The organism is Mesorhizobium sp. M7A.F.Ce.TU.012.03.2.1 (assembly GCF_004006095.1).
Lineage (GTDB): Bacteria > Pseudomonadota > Alphaproteobacteria > Rhizobiales > Rhizobiaceae > Mesorhizobium.
On record NZ_CP034779.1, the window covers coordinates 4,829,997 to 4,851,816 of the forward strand.

The 21,820-nt window shown below is 59.8% G+C and carries 27 protein-coding genes and 1 pseudogene; 14 read left to right on the top strand and 14 right to left on the bottom strand.

The genetic code is table 11. The features are described 5' to 3' along the window. Positions 1 to 205: 205 nt before the first annotated feature. Together EJ079_RS23800 and EJ079_RS23805 are read left to right on the top strand one after the other, a co-directional pair. The gene (locus EJ079_RS23800) at positions 206 to 1,015 is read left to right on the top strand and encodes a nucleotidyltransferase family protein (RefSeq protein ID WP_023812007.1); all 810 of its coding nucleotides are present in this window, start codon (positions 206 to 208) and stop codon (positions 1,013 to 1,015) included. After that, a complete protein-coding gene (locus tag EJ079_RS23805; RefSeq protein ID WP_127271062.1) occupies positions 1,008 to 1,757 on the top strand; it encodes a metallophosphoesterase in 750 nt (249 codons plus the stop codon). Before EJ079_RS23800 ends, EJ079_RS23805 begins: the two co-directional genes overlap by 8 nt. Positions 1,758 to 1,795: 38 nt before the next feature. Here EJ079_RS23805 and EJ079_RS23810 read toward each other — a convergent pair whose 3' ends face one another. From EJ079_RS23810 to EJ079_RS23825, 3 genes are all read right to left on the bottom strand, one after another. Continuing rightward, positions 1,796 to 1,981 (bottom strand): hypothetical protein, encoded by a 186-nt coding sequence (locus tag EJ079_RS23810; protein ID WP_127271064.1) that lies wholly within the window; start codon positions 1,979 to 1,981, stop codon positions 1,796 to 1,798. 421 nt (positions 1,982 to 2,402) lie between these two features. Further along, positions 2,403 to 3,593, bottom strand: a complete 1,191-nt coding sequence (locus EJ079_RS23820) for an NADH-quinone oxidoreductase subunit D (protein ID WP_127810339.1) — start codon at positions 3,591 to 3,593, stop codon at positions 2,403 to 2,405. Positions 3,594 to 3,645: 52 nt separating this feature from the next. Continuing rightward, complete coding sequence (locus EJ079_RS23825) at positions 3,646 to 4,041, bottom strand: hypothetical protein (RefSeq protein WP_127810340.1); 396 nt, start codon at positions 4,039 to 4,041, stop codon at positions 3,646 to 3,648. A gap of 254 nt (positions 4,042 to 4,295) precedes the next feature. Between EJ079_RS23825 and EJ079_RS23830 the strand changes: the two genes are divergently transcribed. Further along, positions 4,296 to 4,523 carry a hypothetical protein gene (locus EJ079_RS23830; protein ID WP_127322665.1) on the top strand — a complete coding sequence of 76 codons (228 nt, stop codon included), beginning with the start codon at positions 4,296 to 4,298 and terminating at the stop codon, positions 4,521 to 4,523. Positions 4,524 to 4,673: 150 nt separating this feature from the next. Continuing rightward, a complete protein-coding gene (locus EJ079_RS23835) occupies positions 4,674 to 4,832 on the top strand; it encodes a hypothetical protein (protein WP_081738677.1) in 159 nt (52 codons plus the stop codon). Between the two features lie 56 nt (positions 4,833 to 4,888). Here EJ079_RS23835 and EJ079_RS23840 read toward each other — a convergent pair whose 3' ends face one another. Further along, on the bottom strand, positions 4,889 to 6,790 hold the full coding sequence (locus EJ079_RS23840) for a DUF4396 domain-containing protein (RefSeq protein ID WP_127810341.1): 1,902 nt from the start codon (positions 6,788 to 6,790) through the stop codon (positions 4,889 to 4,891). 191 nt (positions 6,791 to 6,981) lie between these two features. On the opposite strand from EJ079_RS23840, the gene EJ079_RS23845 reads away from it, so the two are divergent. Beyond that, a complete protein-coding gene (locus EJ079_RS23845; RefSeq protein ID WP_127268879.1) occupies positions 6,982 to 7,410 on the top strand; it encodes a hypothetical protein in 429 nt (142 codons plus the stop codon). A 111-nt stretch (positions 7,411 to 7,521) separates the two neighbouring features. Here the strand turns inward: EJ079_RS23845 and EJ079_RS23850 are convergent, their stop codons facing one another. From EJ079_RS23850 to EJ079_RS23865, 4 genes are all read right to left on the bottom strand, one after another. Then, the gene (locus EJ079_RS23850; RefSeq protein WP_127268877.1) at positions 7,522 to 7,680 is read right to left on the bottom strand and encodes a hypothetical protein; all 159 of its coding nucleotides are present in this window, start codon (positions 7,678 to 7,680) and stop codon (positions 7,522 to 7,524) included. An 84-nt stretch (positions 7,681 to 7,764) separates the two neighbouring features. Then, positions 7,765 to 8,235: a YbhB/YbcL family Raf kinase inhibitor-like protein gene (locus tag EJ079_RS23855; protein ID WP_127268875.1), complete on the bottom strand. Its 471-nt coding sequence runs from the start codon at positions 8,233 to 8,235 to the stop codon at positions 7,765 to 7,767. A gap of 46 nt (positions 8,236 to 8,281) precedes the next feature. Then, on the bottom strand, positions 8,282 to 8,488 hold the full coding sequence (locus tag EJ079_RS23860; protein ID WP_013531530.1) for a hypothetical protein: 207 nt from the start codon (positions 8,486 to 8,488) through the stop codon (positions 8,282 to 8,284). Positions 8,489 to 8,589: 101 nt separating this feature from the next. Further along, positions 8,590 to 10,581: a protein-L-isoaspartate(D-aspartate) O-methyltransferase gene (locus tag EJ079_RS23865; RefSeq protein WP_127810342.1), complete on the bottom strand. Its 1,992-nt coding sequence runs from the start codon at positions 10,579 to 10,581 to the stop codon at positions 8,590 to 8,592. A 262-nt stretch (positions 10,582 to 10,843) separates the two neighbouring features. Here EJ079_RS23865 and EJ079_RS23870 point away from each other — a divergent pair, with 262 nt between their 5' ends. From EJ079_RS23870 to EJ079_RS23885, 4 genes are all read left to right on the top strand, one after another. Further along, positions 10,844 to 13,255: a phosphoketolase family protein gene (locus EJ079_RS23870; RefSeq protein WP_127810343.1), complete on the top strand. Its 2,412-nt coding sequence runs from the start codon at positions 10,844 to 10,846 to the stop codon at positions 13,253 to 13,255. Next, positions 13,252 to 14,430 carry an acetate/propionate family kinase gene (locus tag EJ079_RS23875; RefSeq protein ID WP_127810344.1) on the top strand — a complete coding sequence of 393 codons (1,179 nt, stop codon included), beginning with the start codon at positions 13,252 to 13,254 and terminating at the stop codon, positions 14,428 to 14,430. Before EJ079_RS23870 ends, EJ079_RS23875 begins: the two co-directional genes overlap by 4 nt. Before the next feature lie 163 nt (positions 14,431 to 14,593). Next, positions 14,594 to 14,878: a hypothetical protein gene (locus EJ079_RS23880; protein ID WP_245481724.1), complete on the top strand. Its 285-nt coding sequence runs from the start codon at positions 14,594 to 14,596 to the stop codon at positions 14,876 to 14,878. 88 nt (positions 14,879 to 14,966) lie between these two features. Beyond that, the gene (locus EJ079_RS23885; RefSeq protein WP_164873843.1) at positions 14,967 to 15,179 is read left to right on the top strand and encodes a hypothetical protein; all 213 of its coding nucleotides are present in this window, start codon (positions 14,967 to 14,969) and stop codon (positions 15,177 to 15,179) included. A gap of 63 nt (positions 15,180 to 15,242) precedes the next feature. Here EJ079_RS23885 and EJ079_RS23890 read toward each other — a convergent pair whose 3' ends face one another. The 5 genes from EJ079_RS23890 to EJ079_RS33410 all read right to left on the bottom strand — a co-directional run bounded on the left by EJ079_RS23890 (position 15,243) and on the right by EJ079_RS33410 (position 16,983). Beyond that, on the bottom strand, positions 15,243 to 15,407 hold the full coding sequence (locus tag EJ079_RS23890) for a hypothetical protein (protein ID WP_127810345.1): 165 nt from the start codon (positions 15,405 to 15,407) through the stop codon (positions 15,243 to 15,245). Between the two features lie 152 nt (positions 15,408 to 15,559). Continuing rightward, positions 15,560 to 15,760, bottom strand: a complete 201-nt coding sequence (locus tag EJ079_RS23895; protein WP_127320534.1) for a KTSC domain-containing protein — start codon at positions 15,758 to 15,760, stop codon at positions 15,560 to 15,562. Between the two features lie 80 nt (positions 15,761 to 15,840). Next, the gene (locus EJ079_RS23900) at positions 15,841 to 16,275 is read right to left on the bottom strand and encodes a GFA family protein (protein WP_127810346.1); all 435 of its coding nucleotides are present in this window, start codon (positions 16,273 to 16,275) and stop codon (positions 15,841 to 15,843) included. 80 nt (positions 16,276 to 16,355) lie between these two features. After that, positions 16,356 to 16,655 carry a PRC-barrel domain-containing protein gene (locus EJ079_RS23905; RefSeq protein ID WP_127810347.1) on the bottom strand — a complete coding sequence of 100 codons (300 nt, stop codon included), beginning with the start codon at positions 16,653 to 16,655 and terminating at the stop codon, positions 16,356 to 16,358. Positions 16,656 to 16,821: 166 nt separating this feature from the next. Further along, the gene (locus EJ079_RS33410; RefSeq protein ID WP_164873844.1) at positions 16,822 to 16,983 is read right to left on the bottom strand and encodes a hypothetical protein; all 162 of its coding nucleotides are present in this window, start codon (positions 16,981 to 16,983) and stop codon (positions 16,822 to 16,824) included. A 241-nt stretch (positions 16,984 to 17,224) separates the two neighbouring features. Here EJ079_RS33410 and EJ079_RS23915 point away from each other — a divergent pair, with 241 nt between their 5' ends. The 4 genes and pseudogenes from EJ079_RS23915 to EJ079_RS23935 all read left to right on the top strand — a co-directional run bounded on the left by EJ079_RS23915 (position 17,225) and on the right by EJ079_RS23935 (position 20,419). After that, positions 17,225 to 17,974: a Crp/Fnr family transcriptional regulator gene (locus EJ079_RS23915; RefSeq protein ID WP_127810348.1), complete on the top strand. Its 750-nt coding sequence runs from the start codon at positions 17,225 to 17,227 to the stop codon at positions 17,972 to 17,974. A 392-nt stretch (positions 17,975 to 18,366) separates the two neighbouring features. Continuing rightward, positions 18,367 to 18,972 carry an alpha-ketoglutarate-dependent dioxygenase AlkB gene (locus EJ079_RS23920; protein WP_127810349.1) on the top strand — a complete coding sequence of 202 codons (606 nt, stop codon included), beginning with the start codon at positions 18,367 to 18,369 and terminating at the stop codon, positions 18,970 to 18,972. Between the two features lie 520 nt (positions 18,973 to 19,492). Continuing rightward, positions 19,493 to 20,109: pseudogene (locus EJ079_RS23930) on the top strand (NAD(P)H-dependent oxidoreductase). 145 nt (positions 20,110 to 20,254) lie between these two features. Next, complete coding sequence (locus tag EJ079_RS23935; protein ID WP_013531546.1) at positions 20,255 to 20,419, top strand: DUF3309 family protein; 165 nt, start codon at positions 20,255 to 20,257, stop codon at positions 20,417 to 20,419. Positions 20,420 to 20,545: 126 nt separating this feature from the next. Here EJ079_RS23935 and EJ079_RS23940 read toward each other — a convergent pair whose 3' ends face one another. Beyond that, the gene (locus EJ079_RS23940; protein ID WP_127811394.1) at positions 20,546 to 21,187 is read right to left on the bottom strand and encodes a DUF1236 domain-containing protein; all 642 of its coding nucleotides are present in this window, start codon (positions 21,185 to 21,187) and stop codon (positions 20,546 to 20,548) included. Positions 21,188 to 21,403: 216 nt separating this feature from the next. Between EJ079_RS23940 and EJ079_RS23945 the strand changes: the two genes are divergently transcribed. Beyond that, the gene (locus EJ079_RS23945) at positions 21,404 to 21,712 is read left to right on the top strand and encodes a hypothetical protein (RefSeq protein WP_174800324.1); all 309 of its coding nucleotides are present in this window, start codon (positions 21,404 to 21,406) and stop codon (positions 21,710 to 21,712) included. The last annotated feature ends 108 nt before the right edge of the window (positions 21,713 to 21,820 follow it).

Consider the following 21,820-nt stretch of genomic DNA (forward strand, 5'->3'; position numbering starts at 1 on the left):
TGGCGGTGGCATGCGCCGATTTCGAGGCGACATTGCGCTGCCGGCGAGGACGTTGGGGCGGCTTGCGTCGGCAGGCGCGATCCCGAAATTTCCAGTACGTGACGAGAATGAACCTTGGCTGGTCGCCTGATAGCGGAACCAGGCGAGGTTCACGTTGTTACCACAGCGGGCGACTGCCGGTTGCCGGATTCGGAGTCATCGTTTCATGACCAATGGTCCATTGCCTGAAAACGTTCTGGTCTCGCTTCCCAAGATCGATGCAAAAGCGGCGCCGACGCTCAAAAATGCCGAGGCGGAGGTATTTTACACGGAAGCAATCCGTGAGCTTACCGCCACCGACATACCCTTTCTGGTCGCCGGGACCTACGCGGTAAGCGCTTATACGGGTGTCACCCGCCAGACCAAGGACCTCGATATCTTCTGCAAGGCAGGCGACTACGCGCGGATCCTGGCCCATTTCAAGCAGCTTGGATATGCCGTCGAAATCGAGGATGACCGGTGGCTCGGCAAGGTGTTCAAGGGCACGCATTTCTTCGACGTCATATTCGGCTCGGCTAACGGCACGGTGCCTGTTGGCGACCTGTGGCTGGAACACGCCCGCCAAACAGAGCTGTTGGGCAGCAGGGTGCGGATCATCGGCCCGACCGAACTCATCTGGTCCAAATGCTTTATCCAGGACAGAGGGCGACACGATGGCGCCGATATCGCTCATACGATTCTCAAGGCGGGCGATCAGATCGATTGGCACCGGCTGCTTTCTTATCTGGAGGTTCACTGGGAGGTTCTGTTGATGCAGCTTATCAATTTCAGGTGGATCTATCCGAGCGAGCGCGATCATATCCCGGCGTGGCTGCTCGATGAATTGCTCGACCGCCTCGCCAAGCAACGGCAGTTGCCGTCTCCAAGGATGAAGATCTGCCGTGGGCGGCTGCTTTCGCAAACCGATTACGAAATCGACGTCAAGGAATGGGGCTTCGCCGGCGTCGGTGGTGTGGGAGAATTCCGTGATGGCTGATCCCGTCAAGAGCAGCGCGCCCAAGGAGGGCGCACGCGCGCTCAAAGTTGCCGCGGTCGGGGATCTCCATGTGCGGGAAGATGCGCAAACCTCGTATCGCGACCTCTTCGGCGAGATATCGAGCGAAGCCGACATTCTCGTTCTCACGGGAGATCTGACCAATCTCGGCAAGCCTCGTGAAGCGGAGATGCTGGCCGAGGATCTGCGCAACTGCTCGATCCCGGTCGTGGCGGTGCTCGGCAATCATGACTACGAGTCTGGTGCGGTGGAAGACGTCACGAAGATCCTGCGCCAGGCGCATGTTCATCTCCTCGACGGGCAGGCAGTTGAAATCGAGGAGGTGGGTTTTGTCGGCGTGAAGGGATTCATAGGCGGCTTCGGCTCACGCATGCTCGGCTCATTCGGTGAACCGGCGATCAAGACGATGGTCGCGGAAAGCGTGAACGAGGCAATGCGACTTGAAAATGCGATGCGCCAGGTGCGGGCGAAGCGCACACTGGTGATCCTCCACTACGCGCCAATTGCCGACACAGTCGCGGGAGAACCGCCGGAGATATTTCCATTTCTGGGCTCTTCACGCCTGGCGGAGACGATCGATCGATTCCAGGTTAGTGCTGTCGTGCACGGTCATGCACATCGCGGTTCTTACGAAGGTCAAACACCTGGCGGAGCCAAGGTCTACAACGTCGCCATGCATGTGGCCAAGCCAAGCGGCCGCCCCTACGCCTTGCTCGAAATCTGACGCCAGCGGCATGCGCCGTGGTGTCCATTGGCCTTGACTCAATTGGTGGCGTTGATCGATTTCGCCAACTCTTCCAGCTTCCGGGGGTCGTTGCCGTGACGGCGCACCAGTTCGCGAGCCTGCCTGGACGGCAAATCGGTCGTGGCCGCCAGTTGTCGCACCTGCTGATCGTCGATGGCGACCTGCGGCAATGTATGGTCGATATTTCCTTCCTTGTCCTTCATCGCGCTTCTGCTTGATCCCTGTCGACGACAACGGCTCGAAAATCCGACCGGTTCCGAACGATCTGCAACTTTTGCGCCTTCACCTGGGCGGACCAACATACTCGTGTCCCGAGGGCGTAACGATCTCGCTGGATTCTGCCAGGAACCATGCCACGGCGCACGAGTTGTTCCGACTGAACGGAGATAGTTCGATGCCACAGCCAAGACAGCCAGACCCAAATCGCGATGTTCCCGTGCCCCCTCCAACATGGAAGCCCGAGCCGATCGAGGAACCCGAACCGGAAAGGCTCCCGGACGAGACCCCGCTGCCCAATCCCGACGAGAATGAAGAGCCTCCCATCCACGCGTAGGACGAAGGGGAGTTTCTTTATCGCGGGGCAAAGCACACCTTCATCGCGGGGCAAAGCACACCTTCGGACGGCTAACGATCAATCTCGCCAAACACGATGTCGAGCGATCCGATGATGGCGGCAACGTCGGCGATCATGTGCCCTCGAGACAGGAAATCCATCGCCTGCAGATGGGCGAAGGATGGCGCGCGTATCTTGCACCGGTAAGGGACATTGCCCCCGTCGGAAACCAGATAAACACCGAATTCTCCCTTTGGCGCTTCAACCGCGGCGTAGACTTCTCCGGCCGGCACGCGATGCCCCTCGGTATAAAGTTTGAAATGCTGGATGGTCGCCTCCATCGAGCGTTTCATCGTGGCGCGCCGCGGCGGCGTGATCTTCTGGTTTGCAAGCGCGACCGGCCCCTGGCCTTCGGGTGACCGCAGTTTTTCCAGGCATTGCTTCATGATCCGCACCGACTGGCGCATCTCCTCCATGCGGACCAGGTAGCGGTCATAGCAGTCTCCGTTCTTTCCGACGGGAATGTCGAAATCCATGTCCGGGTAACATTCGTATGGCTGTGCCTTGCGCAAATCCCATGCGGCGCCCGATCCGCGCACCATCACGCCGGAAAATCCCCAGGCCCAGGCATCCTCCAGCCCGATCACGCCCACATCGACATTGCGCTGCTTGAAGATACGGCTGCCGGTGAGCAATTCGTCGAGGTTGTCACAGACTTTGAGGAACGGATCGCAGAAAGCCCAGATGTCGTCGAGAAGCTTCGGAGGCATATCCTGGTGCACGCCGCCGATTCTGAAATAATTCGCATGCATGCGGGCGCCGGAGGCGCGCTCGTAAAAAACCATCAGCTTTTCCCGCTCCGCAAATCCCCAAAGCGGCGGCGTCAGCGCGCCGATATCCATGGCCTGCGTCGTGACGTTGAGGAGATGCGACAGAAGCCGGCCGATTTCGCAAAAGAGAACACGGACGAGTTGTCCACGCTTTGGAACGGTGATTTCGAGCAGTCTTTCGGCAGCGAGGCAGAACGCATGCTCCTGGTTCATCGGCGCGACATAGTCGAGCCGGTCGAAATAGGGCAGCGCTTGCAAATAGTTCTTGTGCTCTATGAGTTTTTCGGTGCCGCGATGCAGTAAGCCAATATGCGGATCGGCACGCTCGACGATCTCGCCGTCCAGTTCGAGCACCAGCCGAAGAACACCGTGGGCCGAGGGATGCTGGGGCCCGAAATTGATGGTGAAGTTGCGAACGGCGGCTTCGACCATTGCTGCTCTCCGCGACTGTCGGGGCAAGGCGTGATGCGAATGGTTCGGCGCCTCAAGTCGTCGTCTGAATGATCAGCGTCAGGGTGCCATCGCCATCTATGTTTGCAGCGACAACCTGCGAGGAATTGAGCCCATTCGCCCTCAAGGCCGATGTCGCTTGAGGCGAAGCATCGACTGAGTTTTGCAGGCGTAGCAAATCTTCGGCGCTGGTCTGATTGATCACGGCATCCGCCTGCGCCTTGATTTCGTCAGGCAGATCCTCGACGGCGACAATGGCAACGCCGGTGAAATTCAAATCAGCAGAGCCTGGATCTGGCAGCGCCTGCTCCGGTTGCACTTCGCCCAGCGGTGGCGTCACCTGGGGAAGCTGCGGTCCAACAGTTTGGGCGTAGACGGGCTGAATGATGACCGCCCCGGAAAGTGCGACAGCTATCGTCAACATGCGCATGGTCGCTCCTTGCATCCTTCGAGGGAGATTTTGAAGAAACCCCCATGCCGAGCGATTGTTCCCGCGGGGCTGGTCACACTGGGCAATTTCGCGTCGACCCCCCTGGGGAAACGCCGAACGAACAAATGGCCCAGACGACGTCATATGGCTGTCTCCCAACCGGCTGAGCGGTTGCGTACGGAATCGTACCATCGATTGATCTGCACCTTGGAGAGGATCAAAATAAAGCAGAGGTGACCATGGGAGGGAGCCGCATGAGCATCGCCAGATGGGCAATAAGACCTGTCGGTACCGCCAAGGCGTTTCTGGCAGAGGAGCTTCGAAGTGCGCGATACGGCGACATCGTTTCGGTCAAAGCGGCGATAGAGGCCGCTCGCAGCGACGCGCCTTATTTGCAGGATACAGACGATGAGTTGATGGAGACGATCGTCGAGCTGGCACGGGAACTGGGGCTGGCCGTCCTTTTTGACTCTCGCGATTGACCGATGAGCCATGGCTGGAGGACTCACCGGTGGTTGAAGCGATTTGGTACGAAATCGACAATTGGCTCATGGCCGAAAATGCGCAATCATTTGGAAATGGGACGACGGCTGGACGACAAACTCGATTGCAAGGCTTGTGGGACTATCCAAATGGACATTCCCGACAACGCCAAGGAATCGACGCCAATTCATTGCAGCAATTGCGGCGCCTTTCTCGGCGAGTGGGGCGAATTGCAGGACGATTTCTACCGCCAGGCTCGCGGTACCGAGGCATTCGACTTGCGCAACGGAACCATTATCAAGAAGTAGCGCGCAACGACGCGGCCTCCGGATGACATCGGCAAATTCGCAAGGGGTTGGCAGATCTAGCCGACCTCGATGACCACCATCAGCCCGCCGCCGCCCTTCTCCTCGACATTGTTGTTCGTCGTGTGATGCGGGATGTGGCAGTGAATGAGCCACTTGCCGGGACGCAGCGCCTTCCACACGACGTCATAGCGCTGTCCCGGTCCGACATTGATGGTATCAGCTAGGAAGCGCGCCGAGGGAGAAAGCGTCTCACCGTCACGGGCGACGACCTCGAAGGGTCCGCCATGGATATGCATTGGATGGACGAAGCCGTTGTTGGTGCCGATGAAACGCACCTTCAGCGTCTCGCCCACCTTCATAGGAATGGTGTCGGTTGCGGGATAGGCTTTGCCGTTGATGGTGAAGAAGTTCGGCATGCCGCCTTCCATGGGCATCGACGGATAAGTCAGCCCATCGCGCACCAGCCATTCCTGAAGTTCGATGACATAGTCGTGGTCAGCCGGAACCTCGTCGGCAGGATTGGCGGGATCGATAATCAGCGCCCCATAAAGCCCCAGCGCCTGGGTGCGGTCCGGCTTGGCATGCGGATGATAGAAGTAGGTCCCGTGCTGGGTCGCGGTGAACGCATAGGAATAGGATTGTCCAGGCTCGATCGGCGGCTGGGTGATCTCGGCAGGTCCATCCATCTGGTTCGGCAGGATCATGCCGTGCCAATGCACCGTGGTTTCCTCGGGCAGGTCATTGGTGACGTCGATGCGAACCTTATCGCCCTGGCGAATGTGGATGCGCGGACCGGGAATCTGGCCATTGTAGGCATAGGCGTCGACCGCGACGTTGGGCAGGATCTGCCAGCGGACCACCGATGGTCTGAGCTCGAACACCTTGACGCCGTTCTCTAGACGGAATGGCAGTTCCTGGTCGCCCTTGGCGGCAAGACCATAGGACGAGGTAACGCGACGCGGATCGGTTGCAGCCATGTCACGCATGGATTCCGCCGGCGTGTCGCGACCCATGATCATGCCTTGCGGCATGATCGCGCCGCCGACGTCACGCGCCGAAAGCGTCAGGTTCAGCCAGTTCGCCGGCGCGGCCATGCCGATCGCCAACGCCAACACCGACACAATACCGAGGGCCGCAATCTGCGGCGTCGTAGCGTCCGTCTCCATCTGATGGCCGCTGCGTTTGGACTTGCGGGAGGTGTTGCGGCTTCGTCGATCGTCGCCGGCGTTGGGGTGATGCGTAGCGTGCTGTTGGTGGGCGGTCGGCTCTCCACTGCTCGTTTCGTTCGCCTGCGGGCGCTGCGTCATCAATCCGTGCTTCAGCCCGCGCGCGACCAGCCAGACATTGGCCGGATAGGCGAGCGTGAAGCCGGCGATGACGCCGATCGACATCACGCCCCAGAACAAAAGCTCGGTCGGCTCCATGGCGCGCATGTCGCGTCCCATCATCAGAAAGCTCATGACGGGCGCCATGCCGGCCATCATGAAATTCATCGAGATGAACTCGGGCAGGAAGCTCTTGCGCACGTTCTCCCAGTAGGTGCCGCCCATCATCGATTTCATGAACAGCGATTGGAAGATGAACAGGCCGAAGGCAAAGCCCGCCAGATATTCGACGATGAGGTCGAGCCACATCGGCAGGCCAAGCGTTGCCGTGATGACTGCGGCGAGAATGATGCCGGTCGCATCGCCGGCAACGCAGTGGATGGTCGAGCCGACCCCCTGTTTCCACAGCGGCCTGGTGAAGTCTTCATGCTCGCCTGGACGTGGCTCCTTGTCTGCAAGCACATAAAGCAGCAGCCCCAATGGGCCCATATAGAGGGTCACCAGGATGAAGCCCCATTTCATCACCACCGGTTCGGGATTGTTGCGGTATTGATCGAAGCCGACATAAAGCGTCGAGGCGGCGGCAAGAGCGAACCAGACGGCAAGGAAATAGTCGATTGGCTGGATGAACATGGATGCATCCCGTCGCGGATCAGTGGCTTGTCACAAGCGCCCCCGTCGATGAACGCAGCCGGCGTGTTTATGATCCCGCCGGCCCAATCCGGTTGTGTCGAATTCTCCAGCCTGGCGCTCTTGTCGAAGCATTAACGCGCGGTAATTCCCTTGAAGGCGTGGGCGCTTCGCTGCCTCAACAGGAGCTGGCCATGAAACATCAAACACTCGACCAACTGCATGCCGTCGCCAAGATTGAATCGTCGGCTGCTTATTCCGCCATGACACGAAATCAGCGCATAGAGCGCTGGGCTGAACTGCTGGAGCGTAATCCCGAGCGATGCCTTGGGGCGTTTGCAGGCACCGAACATCTGCACCCTGAAGCACGTTCATTGATGCGGGGCGAGGGAACGGCAATTTCGGTCGCCTTCGAGGATCCAGTGCTGCGCGCATCGGGTTTAAAGGACGACACATACGGTGAGGCAAGGCGCTTTTTCGAGCTGAACGACTGGCAGCTGCACGACATCGTCTGCGATTGCCACGTCGGCTCAACCATGAAAGCGCGCTGGGCTGCGACGCGGGTCCGCTCAGCCATCAGCGGCAGGTTCTTTGCGTGGTTGCGGCAAAGGATAATGCGCTGACCGTAGTTGGGGATCGTCGTCGCTTCGGTGCGGCATACGATCCCCTGTCTTGCCGATTGGATGTCTTGCCGATTGGATGTCTTGCCAATCGGATTGTCTTGCCGACGCGGATCAACGCTTGTCCTGGTACAGCCGGTTGGTCGCCCGGTCGCTCTCCCGTTGTTCGGCGGGTCCACGCCGACGGCGTGCGATAACGGCATAGGCCATCAGCACGATCAGCAGCAATGGGCCGCCGGCAACGACGACCAACCACATGATATCTCCAAACATGGCGGCATCTCCTTTCCCAGACAACCGGCGAGGAGGAGAACCGTTCCGTGCAGCAGGCCACCTCGGTCGCCCCTGGTCATTAACTTACGAATTGCGTTCGTAGGTTCCGATGAGTTCAGCCTGCTCAAGCGAATGTTTCTGCGCCTCCCGCCAGATGCGCTCGATGCCCACGCTGGCTGGAATGGCAAGGCTCGGCGTGTCGAGCGCGGCCAGCCGGAAATGGTAATGGTGAACGCCATGCCCGACCGGCGGTTCAGGGCCGTCGTAATAGGCGTTGCCAAAATCATTCGTTGCTTGCCTGAGGGCGCCCGGACCCGGCTTGCCGCTTTCGGCCTCGGGAAGTTCCCTCGTGTCCGGGGAGATGTTGAACACCGCCCAATGACCAAACGTTCCGCTCGGCGCGTCAGGATCCTGAACGACGAGAACGAGGCTCTTTGCTTCGTCCGGCACTCCAGACCATTTCAGCGGCGGCGATACGTTTTTGCCGTCTCGTGTGTATCTTTCGGGAATTTGTCCGCCTTCGGCAAAGGCGGCACTGCTAAGGGCAAGTGGCATGGTTCACTCCTTCCGGCGAAGTTGATCGCAGCGACGCGCAGGGCAGCTATTTGTTGGTCCGCATTTTTTGTCTTGGATCGATCCCGCCAGCGGCGGTCGTGTCGTTTTCGACGTCACCTTCGACCGTGTTCTCGCCTTCAAGCTCGAACTCTTCGCCTTCCTTGATCGTTCCCTTGGAAGTCCCGATACCAGGATTGTTCGCCAAGTCGGCATCGCTCGGTTTCTTCCATTTCGGATGTTTGGTTCCGGTCATGAGAAAACTCCTTCGACGGGGATTGCAGTTTTGAAATCGCAGACCGGATAGTTCGTTCCGGTTCCACGCCTCAGCTTCTTCATTGGTTCGCCGCGCGCCGGCTAAAGCCCGAAGGGGTAGGTGTCGGGAACGCCGGTTCTTGCATGCTCCGGGCCAAGCGGCGTCACTGCCGCGGTTTTGTCGAACCATAGGAACGCGTCGAACTGCCGGGGCAGGGAAGCGTCCGCATAGTGGCTGCCCAGCTCGGTTTCCGGCCGGTAGATCACCCCGATGAATCGCTCCAGCCTGCGTTCCAGCAGCCGCTCACGCAGCGTTGTGTCGCGCCCGAGGTCGAGCAGGAACCGCGACACAAGGGAATCGTGGCAAAGCCGTTCGTAGCTGTCGGCGTGCGACGCGCGGATTTGCTTCACCTCCATTTTGCCGTCCCAGTCGCTGGCGGCCGCTACAGTGCCGGAATGCGTGCCCATACCGATCAGCGCTGCCTCATCCCCGAAACGCTGCCGGCAGAGCTGGCCGATGTTCAGTTCGTCCCTGACGACGCCCATCTCGGTAAAGCGGGCATCGCCGATATGGGAATTGTGCGCCCACACCACGGCCTTGGCGTTGGGGCCGCCGGCATGCAGCAAATGTTCCAACGTTTCGAACATGTGCGTGTCGCGCAGGTTCCAGGACTCCGCGCCGCCATAGTACATGATCCGGTAATAGTGTTCGGCGGACGCGATCAGCCGGGCATTCTGACTGGCGTCGAGAAAGTCGGTGCCGTCCCTTTTTGCATATTCGAGCTGTTTGGCGAGCAAGTCCCGGCATTGTTCCAGCACCGCTTTCTCGCATTTTTGATAGCCGGCGGTGAGCACCGCGCGGCCGTAGGTGGACGGATCGTGTTGCCAGGGCGTCAGGCAGCCATAGCGTTCGCGCGCGATCTTGGCTGCCTGGGGATCGACCCGGTCGAGATAGTCGAGGACCGCGCCGATGGAACCGCTCATATTGTAGATGTCGAGGCCGTGGAACCCTGCTTGCGCCGAAGGCTCTAGCTTCTCGTTGTGACGGCGCATCCAGTCGGTGAAGGCCGCGACATCGGTGTTGCGCCACATCCAGGTCGGAAATCGCTGGAATGGCGCGCCAGTGCCGGTTCGCGGCCGACGATGGCGAACATAGCGGTCGATCGCCGCTGCGTCGGGCCAGTCTGCCTCGACCGCGACGATGGTGAAGCCGTGGCGTTCGATGAGCCTGCGGGTGATCGCCGCGCGCGCCCTGTAGAATTCGGACGTGCCATGGCTTGCCTCGCCAAGCAGAACAATGCGCCGGTCGGCAAACCGATCGAACAATGCGCCGAAGGCCGGATCGTCGAAATCGGGCAGGGGTTCGGCCGCGGCCGCGATCATATCAGGCAGGCTGATCGGATGGGGATGTCGAAGCGGACGACCAACGTCGGTGGCCGTGCCGTTTTCCGACCAACCCTGCTCGCCGATCAGAGGGACGAAGCGCACGCCGCCGAAATCCTCCTCGCTATAGGTTGCGGCGCCTGTCCGGGTGACTTTGAGCAGACGTTGCAAATCCGGGTCGTCGCCGACCGGAATGACGAGCCTGCCGCCGACATCGAGTTGCTCCTGAAGGGCGAGCGGTGCGCCGGGACCACTGGCTGTCACCACGATGGCGTCGAACGGCGCCGCCTGCGGCCAGCCCTTGGTGCCATCGCCTGTCCGAACCTCGATGTTTTGGTAGCCGAGTTTTTCAAACCGCCGCTTCGCCGTTTCGGCCAAACCGGGATGACGCTCTATCGTGTAGACCTGTTCGACGATCCGGCTCATCACCGCGGCCGCGTATCCCGAGCCGGTGCCAATTTCGAGCACATGGTCACCCGGTTTGACATCCGCCATCTCGATCATGAACGCGACAATGTAGGGTTGCGATATGGTCTGGCCATCGGCGATCGGCAGCGGCGTGTCTTCGTAAGCAAATTCCTCGAAGCCGGGTTCGACGAAGGCCTCGCGTGGAACTTCGCGCATTGCCTGCAGAATCTCACGGTCATGAATGCCACGCCGGCCGACATGGATATTGACCATTCGATCACGGGCACGAGGAAGATCGAGCATCTTTTAGCTCCCTTTGGTGCAACGCTTCGAGGCTATCCTTCGCGGTACCTGCCTTGAGCCTGGCCTTCGCGATTCCAGTTTCTAACCGCCGGAGTACTTCAAGGTTCCCGCCTATTTGCGGACAGGGCCGCAAAGCCGGCTGAGATGGCGTCCGGTCTCTCGGCCGCGTGGGTCGTGACGCCGACCCGAACGCGGCAGTCGGGGGTTGCTCAAGCGCAAAGATGCCCCAGTTATCACCAGCGAACCGAAGCTGGAGATGTCGATGAACGACAAGGCTGCCGCGACGCCGCAGGCCATCGGCCACGAACGGATCGACCTCATGGACCGCTACTGGCGCGCCGCGAATTACATCTCGGTCGGCCAGATCTATCTGCTCGACAATCCGCTGTTGCGCGAACCGTTGAAGGCCGAACACGTCAAGCCGCGGCTGCTTGGCCATTGGGGCACGACGCCGGGGCTGAACTTTCTCTACGTGCATCTGAACCGCGTTATCCGCGAACGCGACCTCGATGCTCTGTTTATCTGCGGGCCGGGCCATGGCGGCCCCGCAATGGTCGCCAACACCTGGCTCGAGGGCACCTATAGCGAGATATATCCCGATATCGGGCAGGACGAAGACGGCCTCAGGAAACTGTTCCGGCAGTTTTCCTTCCCCGGCGGCGTGCCAAGCCATGCCGCGCCCGAGACGCCAGGCTCCATCCATGATGGTGGTGAATTGGGATATGCGTTGGTTCACGCCTTTGGTGCGGCCTTCGACAACCCGGATCTGGTGGTTGCCTGCGTCGTTGGTGACGGTGAAGCCGAGACCGGTCCGCTCGCGGCGGCATGGCATTCCAACAAGTTCCTGAACCCAGCCTCGGATGGCGCCGTCCTGCCGATCCTGCATCTCAACGGCTACAAGATCGCCAATCCGACAATCCTCGGCCGCATGGACGATCAGGAGTTGCGAAATCTTTTCGCCGGCCATGGCTACGAACCGTTCTTCGTCGAAGGCCACGAGCCGCTTGCCATGCACCAGTCGATGGCCGCGACACTCGACACGGTGCTCGATCGCATCCGGTCCATTCAGGAACAGGCACGGGCTCCGGGATGGCATGGTCAACGCCCGCAATGGCCGATGATCGTGCTGCGCAGCCCCAAGGGATGGACAGGTCCCAGGGAGGTCGATGGCGAGAAGGTTGAGGGTTTCTGGCGCTCGCATCAAGTGCCGGTGTCGAACGCACGCGGAAATGAGGGCCACCGCAAGATCCTCGAAAACTGGATGCGAAGCTACGAACCGGGAGAGCTGTTCGATGAAAGCGGGCACCTGTTGCCGGAGCTCGCGGCACTTGCCCCAACAGGGACAAAGCGCATGGGCGCAAGCCCGTACGCGAATGGCGGACTGTTGAAGCGCGATCTTGTTCTTCCCGACTGGAAAAGCCTGGCGCTGGAAGTGCCTCGTCCGGGAGGCGTCATCGCTGAAGCGACGCGGATTTGCGGAAGCTATCTTCGCGAGGTGTTCCGCCTCAATGCCGAGGCGCGGAATTTTCGCCTGATGGGGCCGGACGAGACGTCATCCAACCGCCTCGACGAGGTGTTCGAAGTTACCGATCGGCTCTGGATGCAGCGCATTGAACCCTACGACGTCCATCTTTCCCGTGACGGACGTGTCATGGAGGTACTCAGCGAGCACCTCTGCCAAGGCTGGCTTGAAGGCTATCTGCTCACCGGCCGCCACGGCCTGTTCTCCTGCTATGAAGCCTTCATCCACATTGTCGATTCGATGGTCAACCAGCATGCCAAATGGCTGAAGACCTCCGGCGAGCTTGCCTGGCGCAAGCCGATCGCCTCGCTCAATTACCTTTTGACCTCGCATGTCTGGCGGCAGGATCACAATGGTTTCAGCCATCAGGATCCGGGCTTTGCCGATCTGGTCGCCAACAAGAAGGCCGATACGGTAAGGCTCTATTTTCCGCCGGATGCCAACACCCTGCTGTGGATCACCGATCATTGCCTGAGAACCTATAACCGCATCAATGTCATTACCGCCGGCAAGCAGCCGGCACCGCAATGGCTGTCCATTGAAGAAGCCGAAGCGCATTGCAAGGCGGGGGCGGGCATCTGGGAATGGGCCGGTACGGTTGCTCAGGGCGAGGAGCCCGACGTGGTCATGGCCTGCGCCGGCGACGTGCCGGCCCTGGAAACGCTGGCCGCGACCGACATTCTGCGCTCTGCGATCCCCGACCTGAAAATCCGCGTCGTCAACGTCGTCGACCTGATGACGCTGCAGTCCAACACCGAGCATCCGCACGGGCTCGCCGATGGAGACTTCGATGCGTTGTTCACGAAGACACGGCCTGTAATCTTCGCCTATCACGGCTATCCCTATCTTATTCATCGCCTGACCTACCGTCGCGCCAACCATGACAACATGCATGTGCATGGCTTCCGCGAGGAGGGCACCACGACGACGCCGTTCGACATGGTGGTGCTCAACGAACTCGATCGCTACCACCTCGCGCTTGCCGCCATCGAACGCGTGCCGGGACTGGCCGAAAGGGCCGAAGAGCTTGCCGGCGAACTCCACGGCCGGTTGGTGAAGCACAGGGCTTATGTCCGCGAGCACGGCGATGATATGCCCGAAATCCAGAAATGGAGCTGGCCCGACAAAGGCGCGGCAAAGGCGCGCCAATGATGCGCCAATCGATCCTGGCATTGAATGCCGGTTCGTCCAGCATCAAGTTCGCGCTTTACGATCTTGTCTCGTTGCAGGCTCTGCAGCTCGTTTCGCGCGGCACGTTGGACCTGGGCGACACCCCCACCCTCCGCGCAAAAGCGGCCGACGGAACGGTGCAGTGCGATCGGCAGCTCGCCACCGACGGGCCGCGTGACGCAGCCATAGGCGAGATGCTGAATTGGGTGCAGGGCGAAATTGGCGAAAGGAACCTGCTCTGCGCCGGCCATCGCATCGTGCATGGCGGAAGCGAATTCATCGAACCTGTCCGTCTGACCCCGGACATCATCGACGCCATCGACAGGTTGACGCCGCTCGTTCCGCTGCATCAGCCTCGCAGTCTTGCGCCGGTCCGTGCAATAGCCGCCTTGCAACCGGACCTGCCACAGGTCGGATGTTTCGACACCGCTTTCCACCAGACGATCGATCCGCTGGTGCGGCGCTTCGCCCTTCCGCGCCAATATGAAGGGCAAGGCTTGCGCCGCTACGGGTTTCACGGTCTCTCCTATGAATACATCGCCGGGCGGCTCAGCGGGATATCGCCAACTCTTGCGGCGAAACGCACCATCGTCGCCCATCTCGGCAATGGTGCCAGCCTTTGTGCTTTGCAGCAGGGCAAGAGCATCGATACGACGATGGGGTTTTCGGCCCTGGATGGCCTCGTCATGGGCACGCGGTGCGGCGCCATCGATCCCGGCGTGCTGTTGTACTTCCTGCTGGAAAGAGGCATCGCGGCTGAGGAGCTGCAGACGATGCTCTACGAGAAGTCGGGACTGCTCGGCGTATCCGGTATTTCGGGCGACATGAGGACGCTGGAAGCGAGCAACGATCCTCGCGCCCAAGAGGCGATGGCGCTTTTTGCCTTCCGCGCGGCGAAGGAAGCAGCAGCGCTTGCAAACACGATGGGTGGTCTTGAATGCCTCGTGTTCACCGCCGGCATCGGCGAACGGTCCGCGTCCATCCGCAAGGCCATATGCGAAAAATTGACCTGGCTTGGCGTGGTGCTTGAAGAACGCGCCAACGACATCCACGCCGAAATCATCAGTCGTCCCGAGAGCAAGGTGGAGGTGCGCGTGATTGCGACCAATGAGGAAAGTGTCGTTGCACGTCACAGCCGTAAGGTGATGCAAGCCTGAAGGCTCGCCATTGGCATCGGAAACTCGGCGTCGGTTCGGCTCGGCAAAAGCGCGGGCAAGGGCATTCCCTGTACGAAAATTACCAAGCAAGCGGTCGGGGGAACCAACTGCCCATGGAAATATTGTGCGAGGAATCTCGGCTAACCCCGAGACCGTCGGCACGATGATCACGCCGACAGCCATACTTCAGGCATTGGCTGAGGAATCCATGTTTACGGACGATGTTGCGGTGAGGCGCCTGAAAATCCTGGTCCAGCAATATGTCGAGACACGCAAGAAACGCCACCATGTGATCTCTACCGCCAAGGCCGGAACCGCAATTCGGGAGGTGATGCCAAGTTGCCCGCTTTCGGGAGAGGCCTTCGATGATCTGATTGCGGCCTGCGCCATCGAGCATGGCCTGGCTGTGCTCTTCGACAATCCAGGTACATCAGGCACTGAAATCTGAGGCTGGCGCTTCCGATTCTATCATCGCAATGAGGAGTTCAGTCGGCATGTCCAGGTACTTTTTCGACCTTCGAGATGAGAGCGGAAGCTTGCAGGAGGATCCCGAGGGCCAGGAATTTTCTGATCTCGCGAGCGCCGAGGAAAACGCGATGGCGTCGGCGAAGGAAATCCTCGCCGAAGAGCTGCTGCATGGCAAGCCGCTGCGTACCGGATTGGCCTTCGAGATTTTTGACGAGAACCGCAACCTGGTGCTGCACTTCCCCTTTGCGCTCGCGGCCGAAAAGGCCGGCGAACCCCCTTAATCCCGAATTGCCTGGCGGCCGATCCCCTGCATGGGTCATGCAAGCCGGGCCTCAATGCGGATCCTATCCTTCCGCCTTGAAGTTTCTGGCTTCTTTTTCGACCTTGGGGCTGTCATTGCCATGCTTTTGCATAAGCTCCTTGGCCTGCTTGGGTGAGACGTCGGTGGTCTCTGCCAAGCGCAGCGCCTTCTTGTCCTTGCTTTCGGTCTTCTGCTTCTTGGCCGTCATGGCTCTTGAACTCCTTTGTAGGCTGTTCCGATCGATCTTTGCCGGTCCCGAGCATATCCAGATGAATTGTCATTGCCTGGTTTGCTTCGACGAGACGTCAACGAGACGGTGCGGGTCAGGTTCCGTGCATCGTCTGCTCATGTCCGAACTTGTCACGCCACGCGGCGGTACCGATGGCGATCTCGGATGAATTCATTGAAGAAGCGGCCTTTTGAGGAAGCTTTGGTGAAAGCGGCATAAGTTACCGGAGCAACATCCTCATAGTCGTAACGTTTGCCGCTCGGAACAAACCAGACCGAGAGGATCCTGGTGGCGGGGTCGTATTGTGCGTTTCGGATCACGGTCGATGGCATGGTGGCACCCGACGGGTCTGCCCGAATAACCCGTTAGCGATCGTCAGGTTCCGCCGATGCCCTCGCGCCTTGCACGGCGACTACCGGTCGCGCGGGTTGCCCAACTTCGGGTCGCGCTTCCTCGAATATCGGTCGATGCGTGGCAGGCTGTCATCAAACTCGATGTACGGTAGCCTCAGATCCCAATAGGCATGGGCTTGCGGCTGAAAACCTTCAGGTTTGTCAAGAAAACCGACCGCCACGTAGAACTCGTCCGGCAGACCTTCGTCGCTATAGCCTATCGAGCTTCCACAGTCCGGGCAGAACGTGCGGGTGACGCCTGGCGTTTTGGAAAAGGCCTTCGGTGCCCCTCTAAGAAGCTGAAATTGCTCTGGCCGGTAACCGACCCAAATTGTCATCGGACTTCCGATGGCCCGGCGGCAATCGTCGTCGTGATCGTAGCATATCCAGAAAGGCTGTCCGTCCATGGCTGCGGCGATTCCTCCGCAGAAGCAGGCTCCGGTCTCGCGCCGCATCGTCTGTCAATCCTGTCGCGCCCAAGGACGTTCAGAGAGCGGCCGAACGGCCGCTCCCGTTCAAGGTGAAGTCCTCAAAATCATGCATCGTGATGCTCGGGCATGTTCTTGAGCTGATCCTTGGTCCAGTTCGTCACCGCGTGAACGTCGCCGTCTTCATCGCGCATGAATTCCAATTGGCTCGCGGGAACGGCCACCGGCTTGGCACCTATGCCGAGAAAGCCGCCGACATCGATGACGACCTGACTGGCGGCTCCAGACCCGTGGACATGCGAAACGCTGCCGACCTTGTTGTCATCCGCGCCGTAAATGGTGGCGTCTTCGAGAATGTCTGGCGTCAGTTCGGTGCTTGTGAGGCGTACGTGGTTGGTGTGATCCATCGTTCGGACTCCTGTTGGGTGGAATATTTGAACCTCTCAGCCGGGCAATCGTTCCGAAGAATTTCGGGGCGACGGACGGACGACGCAAGGACGCAAGAACCCTCAAATCAGCCTCGGCCCGAATTGACTCGCAAAGCTCTGTACGGAAGCGTACAAAGGGCAATCGTCAGCAGCACAGTTTGGGCGTTGACGCTTGGGAGTGACCATCGCTCTTGTCCATCACGAGGCATGGCGTTGCATGGCGAAGGAGCCCGAGCACCCCGGTCTGCCAGTAGTCGCGATAACCGCGCTTGCGCGGGATACAGGCGCCGCTGAACAACAGATACATGATATCATATCGCTCCTCGGGTTCGATCGCGCCTCTATCCTGCGGGAGGCTCGTTTGCTGGCGAAAGATGGTCAGCCAACAAGGCCTTCGAGTCTTCAGCAGTAACTGTCGGTTTCATACCAACACGCCGGCTCGTCTAGTGCTGCGCGAGACGAAGTCTATGGTTCGTTACCGTCCGCTCGTTCGACGGGCGCGGCCGGCTAAGAGATTCCAGTGCTCTTGCCCAAGGGAAAAGAGTCTCGTGGATTACCAGATACTGCAAGCCAAGAGCGAATTGCTTCGCCGCATGAGCGCGGACGATTTCGCGCGGCTGAGGCCACATCTGGCGAGCGTTTTCCTGGAGTTGCGCGCGCCGATGGAGACCGCGGGGCAGAAGATCGAGGCCGTCTATTTTCTGGAAAGCGGACTGGCCTCGGTGGTGGCGAGAACTTCGGCGGCGACCGAAGCGGAAGTCGGAATCATCGGGTTCGAGGGAATGACCGGCTCGGCCCTGGTCATGGGGGACGACCAGGCCAACTTTGACTGTTACGTCCAGTCGACATGCGAGGCCCTCCGGATGGAGGCTGCCCCCTTCGTCGAAGCCCTGGAGGACAGTCCTACATTGCGACCGTTCCTGTTGCGCTATGTCCAATATTTCCACGTTCAGACAAGCTACACCGCATCGATCAACGCACGGCAGAGCCTGGAAGTCCGACTGGCGAGATGGCTTCTGATGTGCAGCGACCGTACTGTCGGCGACCGGCTCATGATAACCCATGAATTTCTGTCCATCATGCTTGGTGTCAGGCGTCCGGGGGTTACCGTCGGCCTCCAGATGATCGAGAGTTACGGTTATATCCGGGCGCGCCGCGGAGAGATCACGATCCGCGATCGAGATGGTCTCATAAAGTTGGCGCGAGACTCTTACGGCCCACCCGAAACCCAGTACCGCCGGCTTATCGGAGATTTGGGCTCGAAGCATCCCGCGAGGCAGGAGCGGCCACTCGCTTGAGGGCCGGGGCCAACAGAGGCTTCTCCGCCACTGAACCGCCAAGAAGACATTTCGAGTGGCCGACGCGATGATGCCGGTGAGACACCGTTGCCCAAACCCGCGCCGGCCACCGCGGCATTTTTTGGGGATGCCGCGTTGCCAATCTAGTTGCTGACAAGCAACTGGCAACGGAAGCTGATGGTTCGGTAAGAATCGTACGTACATGGACGCAGCGTCCCTCGATCGCATTCAAGGCATGCCCGCGGAATCCTGGATTGAATACAGTCACCCCGATAGACTCCGGATTGACAGGCTTTGTCCGGTCAGTGCGGTGATATCCGCAGGGCGGAGTGCAGATTTGCTGGCTCGGTTCCGATATTGCCAGGCGGACTGGCCTTCACCATCTAGCTGGGATGGCGACACCCAAATCGAAAGCACTCGGCTCCGACTCATCCGGGCTCCAGCACGATCTCTTTGGTGCCGCCGACGACCTGCCGGAAGGTTTCCTCTACCAGCCTGATCTTATCACCGCGCAAGAAGAAACCGAACTCGCCCGGCATCTCGGAGGCCTGCCTTTCGAGGCGTTCGATTTCCATGGCCATCTGGCAAACCGGCGCGTCGTGGGTTTTGGCCTGCGCTACGACTACGATAGGCGCCAGGTGGTCGAGGCCCCGCCGATCCCTGACTTCCTGTTGGCCCTGCGCGACCAGATCGCGGCGTTGGCAGGCAAGCCCGCCGAGGCCTTCGCGCAAGTGTTGATCAATGAATACCGGCCCGGCGCGGGCATCGGCTGGCATCGAGACAAACCTCATTTCGAAGACGTTGCGGGTGTTTCGTTGCTGGCGCCTTGCAGCTTCCGGCTCCGGCGGAAGAATGGCGCCAAGTGGGATCGCCGGACCATCGTCGTCGAACCAAGGTCGGCGTATCTCATGACTGGACGATCGCGCACGGAATGGGAGCACAGCATTCCGCCAGTTGACCTGCATCGATACTCGATCACCTTGCGGACATTGCGCTAACTCCGCAGGAGCATAAGAACCTTCTTTTCCGCCGACGGCGGCGTGCCACGCGATCCACCGATCTCCGGAAGATCGAAAGCCAGCGTAAAGTATCGCCCGCCGAGTTCATCGATCACACCATCATAGATTTTCCGGGAATGGGGCCAGCGTGCAGAAGGATCAAGGCCGGTCGGCCCGGATCGCCGGCCGTGGATACCGCCAGCTGCATATCGCCTGCTTCGAGGGACGAGCATCGTTGATCCATTCTCAGGAATTCAGGAGAAAACGACGAGCGATCGACTAAGTTGCCCCACTGGTTGCAGTTCTCCAGCGGTGGTCAGTGCTCAAGAGCCAGCCGCTGTGTGCCGGCTGGACCGTCGCCACGTGGGAGGAGGGGCAATCTCGCCACCGGCCTGTTGGTCAGCCTGGCGGAACAAGCATTCAACCCTGGCGTTAAATGCCGGGCGGTCCCGCAACGGGCGAATGGGCTGTCGCGAGGAAGTCGGGGCGATCGCAATTAGGACAATGCAGGGAGATCCAGATGCCGCTCGCGGCCTTCGCACTTAATTGCTCGCTCAAAGCTTCGAACGACAGAGAAAAATCCTCCACCGATCGGTTGCTGCCGATGTCCTGGCGGCGCTGATGCAATACGAGGTGAAGGGCGAGATCGTGCGTGCGCTCAGTCACGATATCAAACCCGGCGTGCTCTCCGACATGGGCGAGGGCGACGATTGGCCGAAACTCAGAAAGAAAATACTGGCGGCCGACATTTTCGTACTCGGGCTCCCGATCTGGCTTGGCCAGCCCTCGAGTGTGGCCAAGCGCGTCCTGGAGCGGATGGATGCGTTTCTCGAGGAGACCGATGACAAAGGGCGCATGCCGGCAGCAGGAAAGGTGGCCTTGGTGGCCATCGTCGGCAATGAGGACGGTGCGCATCACTGCCACGCGGAATGCTTTCAGGCACTGAACGATGTTGGCTTCACCATCCCGGCCAATGGCGGGGTCTTCTGGGTCGGCGAGGCCATGCAGGAGGTTAACTATGTCGATCTGCCGGCGACTCCGGAAAAAGTCTCGGGTGCGATCGAAATGGCAGCATCAAACGCCGCCCATCTCGCTGGATTGCTGAAAGACCGGGGCTACTTGGGCATCTCGGGGTGACCTTTGTTCGCCTGACATCCTTCAACCTGGCAGCGTCGATGCGGTCTCAGTCGGGAACAGGAAGGCTTGTAGCGAGTTCATAATCACATCAGCCGGCGACCGCCGCTCCGTCTAAGGCGCGAAGCCGCAAACAGGAGAGCAAGTCATGGGTCTCGGCACAATTCTTATCATCATTCTGATTATTGCATTGCTTGGCGGTTTTAGTGGGCTTGGCGGCGGGCCATTCTACGGCACCGGCTATTACGGCGGGGGCGGCCTCGGTCTTCTGCTGCTTATAGTCATTATCCTGGTCGTGCTCGGGCGTCTCTAGCCCTCGCGATGCGGTGGCAGGGAGTATCACCTGCCGCTTGCAGTCCCTTTTGCGGGTTGCTTTGAATCCATAGCAGCCCAGCATTGGCGGTCCGCCCTCTGGAGGGCGGACCACTGCTCGGACATATCAGGTCAAAATCAGGACGATCTTGAACGTATCCGGATCAACGATCACGATCCGGCCGTCCGCAAGCACGAAATACTCGTAGCTTTCGTAAGCGGGAACGATCTTGACGATACGAGCCGGCAAACGATGCAGCCTGACCTTTTGCCGCGGAACTTCGACGCCGACGGTGATGTCAAAATCGACGTTGGACACAGGCTCGACCTTCGTCTCCCGGATGATCTGGGTGACTTCGGTTTTCTGCTCCACCGTCACGTTGTTGATGGAACCGGTTGACGTCGTATCCTGCGTCGAGGCCTTGCCCTGGGCCTGCTCGTCGGTTTGCGTCTTGGCCTTGTCCTGAGCCTGCTGGTCGGTGGTGGTGCCGGCCTTGCCTTGAGCCTGCTCGTCGGTTTGCATCTTGGCCTTGTCCTGAGCCTGCTGGTCGGTGGTGGTGCCGGCCTTGCCCTGAGCCTGCTCGTCGGTCTTCAGCTTGGTCTTGTCCTGAGCCTGCTCGCCCATCTTGGAACCATTCTGGCAGCCAGCTTGCCCGGAAGCGCAATTGGCGTCTGCGCCAGACTGGCTTTCGGGCTGTTGTGTCTGAGCCATCGCCGTTCCACAGCCGAGCCCGATCGCCAGCATGCTGGTAATGAGAACATGTTTCATGGGGAAATCTCCCTGGGTAAGGTTCGTCCCTTCAGTGCGTAGAACCAGCACCCAAAAAAAATGTTCCGAGATAGTTGAGTGAGGGCTAAAAAACGACCTCGCTTGAGATCATACGATCGCGGGCGAAAGCCGCCGCTAAAACGACCTTTTCAACTCTGCCGATTGCCCTAGCTCTCTCCTGAGAGGAGACCGGATCTGGCAATTTATAGTCTGAGAGTGGTCAGCTTCATTTTCGTTGTATTGGCTTTCGTTCCGGCCGCCGCGCATTTCTTCACGATGTTCAACAAAATGAAGCTCGACGGGCCGAACTATCTGGCTGCGCAACGCGCCTATGATGGATGGAGCCTGTTCGCCATCGTAGTGCTGGGAGCATTGCTCTCTACGGCCGCCCTGGCGATCCTGCTCTACCGAGCGAGTGCATCTTTCGGCTTGGTTGTTGTCGCCTTTCTCAGCATCGGCGCCACACAATTGGACGCTGACCTATCCAATCAATCAGGCGACCCGGAACTGGACTGTCCTGCCTGAAAACTGGGAGCTGCTGCGGCGCCAATGGGAGTATTCGCATGCCATCGCCGCCGGCCTCAACGCCTTGGCGTTGTGCTTTTCCTATCGGCGCTTCGCGCTGCGGTGCGT

Coding starts and splice junctions, on each gene's coding strand:
- EJ079_RS23900 (WP_127810346.1), bottom strand. CDS start 16,275: ATGCGGCGCGAGACCGGAGCCTGCTTCTGCGGAGGAATCGCCGCAGCC.
- EJ079_RS23825 (WP_127810340.1), bottom strand. CDS start 4,041: ATGCGCATGTTGACGATAGCTGTCGCACTTTCCGGGGCGGTCATCATT.
- EJ079_RS23905 (WP_127810347.1), bottom strand. CDS start 16,655: ATGGATCACACCAACCACGTACGCCTCACAAGCACCGAACTGACGCCA.
- EJ079_RS23890 (WP_127810345.1), bottom strand. CDS start 15,407: ATGACGGCCAAGAAGCAGAAGACCGAAAGCAAGGACAAGAAGGCGCTG.
- EJ079_RS23865 (WP_127810342.1), bottom strand. CDS start 10,581: ATGCTCGATCTTCCTCGTGCCCGTGATCGAATGGTCAATATCCATGTC.
- EJ079_RS33410 (WP_164873844.1), bottom strand. CDS start 16,983: ATGTATCTGTTGTTCAGCGGCGCCTGTATCCCGCGCAAGCGCGGTTAT.
- EJ079_RS23800 (WP_023812007.1), top strand. CDS start 206: ATGACCAATGGTCCATTGCCTGAAAACGTTCTGGTCTCGCTTCCCAAG.
- EJ079_RS23850 (WP_127268877.1), bottom strand. CDS start 7,680: ATGTTTGGAGATATCATGTGGTTGGTCGTCGTTGCCGGCGGCCCATTG.
- EJ079_RS23920 (WP_127810349.1), top strand. CDS start 18,367: ATGGCGACACCCAAATCGAAAGCACTCGGCTCCGACTCATCCGGGCTC.
- EJ079_RS23895 (WP_127320534.1), bottom strand. CDS start 15,760: ATGCCATCGACCGTGATCCGAAACGCACAATACGACCCCGCCACCAGG.
- EJ079_RS23860 (WP_013531530.1), bottom strand. CDS start 8,488: ATGACCGGAACCAAACATCCGAAATGGAAGAAACCGAGCGATGCCGAC.
- EJ079_RS23810 (WP_127271064.1), bottom strand. CDS start 1,981: ATGAAGGACAAGGAAGGAAATATCGACCATACATTGCCGCAGGTCGCC.
- EJ079_RS23840 (WP_127810341.1), bottom strand. CDS start 6,790: ATGTTCATCCAGCCAATCGACTATTTCCTTGCCGTCTGGTTCGCTCTT.
- EJ079_RS23880 (WP_245481724.1), top strand. CDS start 14,594: ATGATCACGCCGACAGCCATACTTCAGGCATTGGCTGAGGAATCCATG.
- EJ079_RS23935 (WP_013531546.1), top strand. CDS start 20,255: ATGGGTCTCGGCACAATTCTTATCATCATTCTGATTATTGCATTGCTT.
- EJ079_RS23855 (WP_127268875.1), bottom strand. CDS start 8,235: ATGCCACTTGCCCTTAGCAGTGCCGCCTTTGCCGAAGGCGGACAAATT.
- EJ079_RS23940 (WP_127811394.1), bottom strand. CDS start 21,187: ATGAAACATGTTCTCATTACCAGCATGCTGGCGATCGGGCTCGGCTGT.
- EJ079_RS23845 (WP_127268879.1), top strand. CDS start 6,982: ATGAAACATCAAACACTCGACCAACTGCATGCCGTCGCCAAGATTGAA.
- EJ079_RS23820 (WP_127810339.1), bottom strand. CDS start 3,593: ATGGTCGAAGCCGCCGTTCGCAACTTCACCATCAATTTCGGGCCCCAG.
- EJ079_RS23870 (WP_127810343.1), top strand. CDS start 10,844: ATGAACGACAAGGCTGCCGCGACGCCGCAGGCCATCGGCCACGAACGG.
- EJ079_RS23835 (WP_081738677.1), top strand. CDS start 4,674: ATGGACATTCCCGACAACGCCAAGGAATCGACGCCAATTCATTGCAGC.
- EJ079_RS23875 (WP_127810344.1), top strand. CDS start 13,252: ATGATGCGCCAATCGATCCTGGCATTGAATGCCGGTTCGTCCAGCATC.
- EJ079_RS23805 (WP_127271062.1), top strand. CDS start 1,008: ATGGCTGATCCCGTCAAGAGCAGCGCGCCCAAGGAGGGCGCACGCGCG.
- EJ079_RS23830 (WP_127322665.1), top strand. CDS start 4,296: ATGAGCATCGCCAGATGGGCAATAAGACCTGTCGGTACCGCCAAGGCG.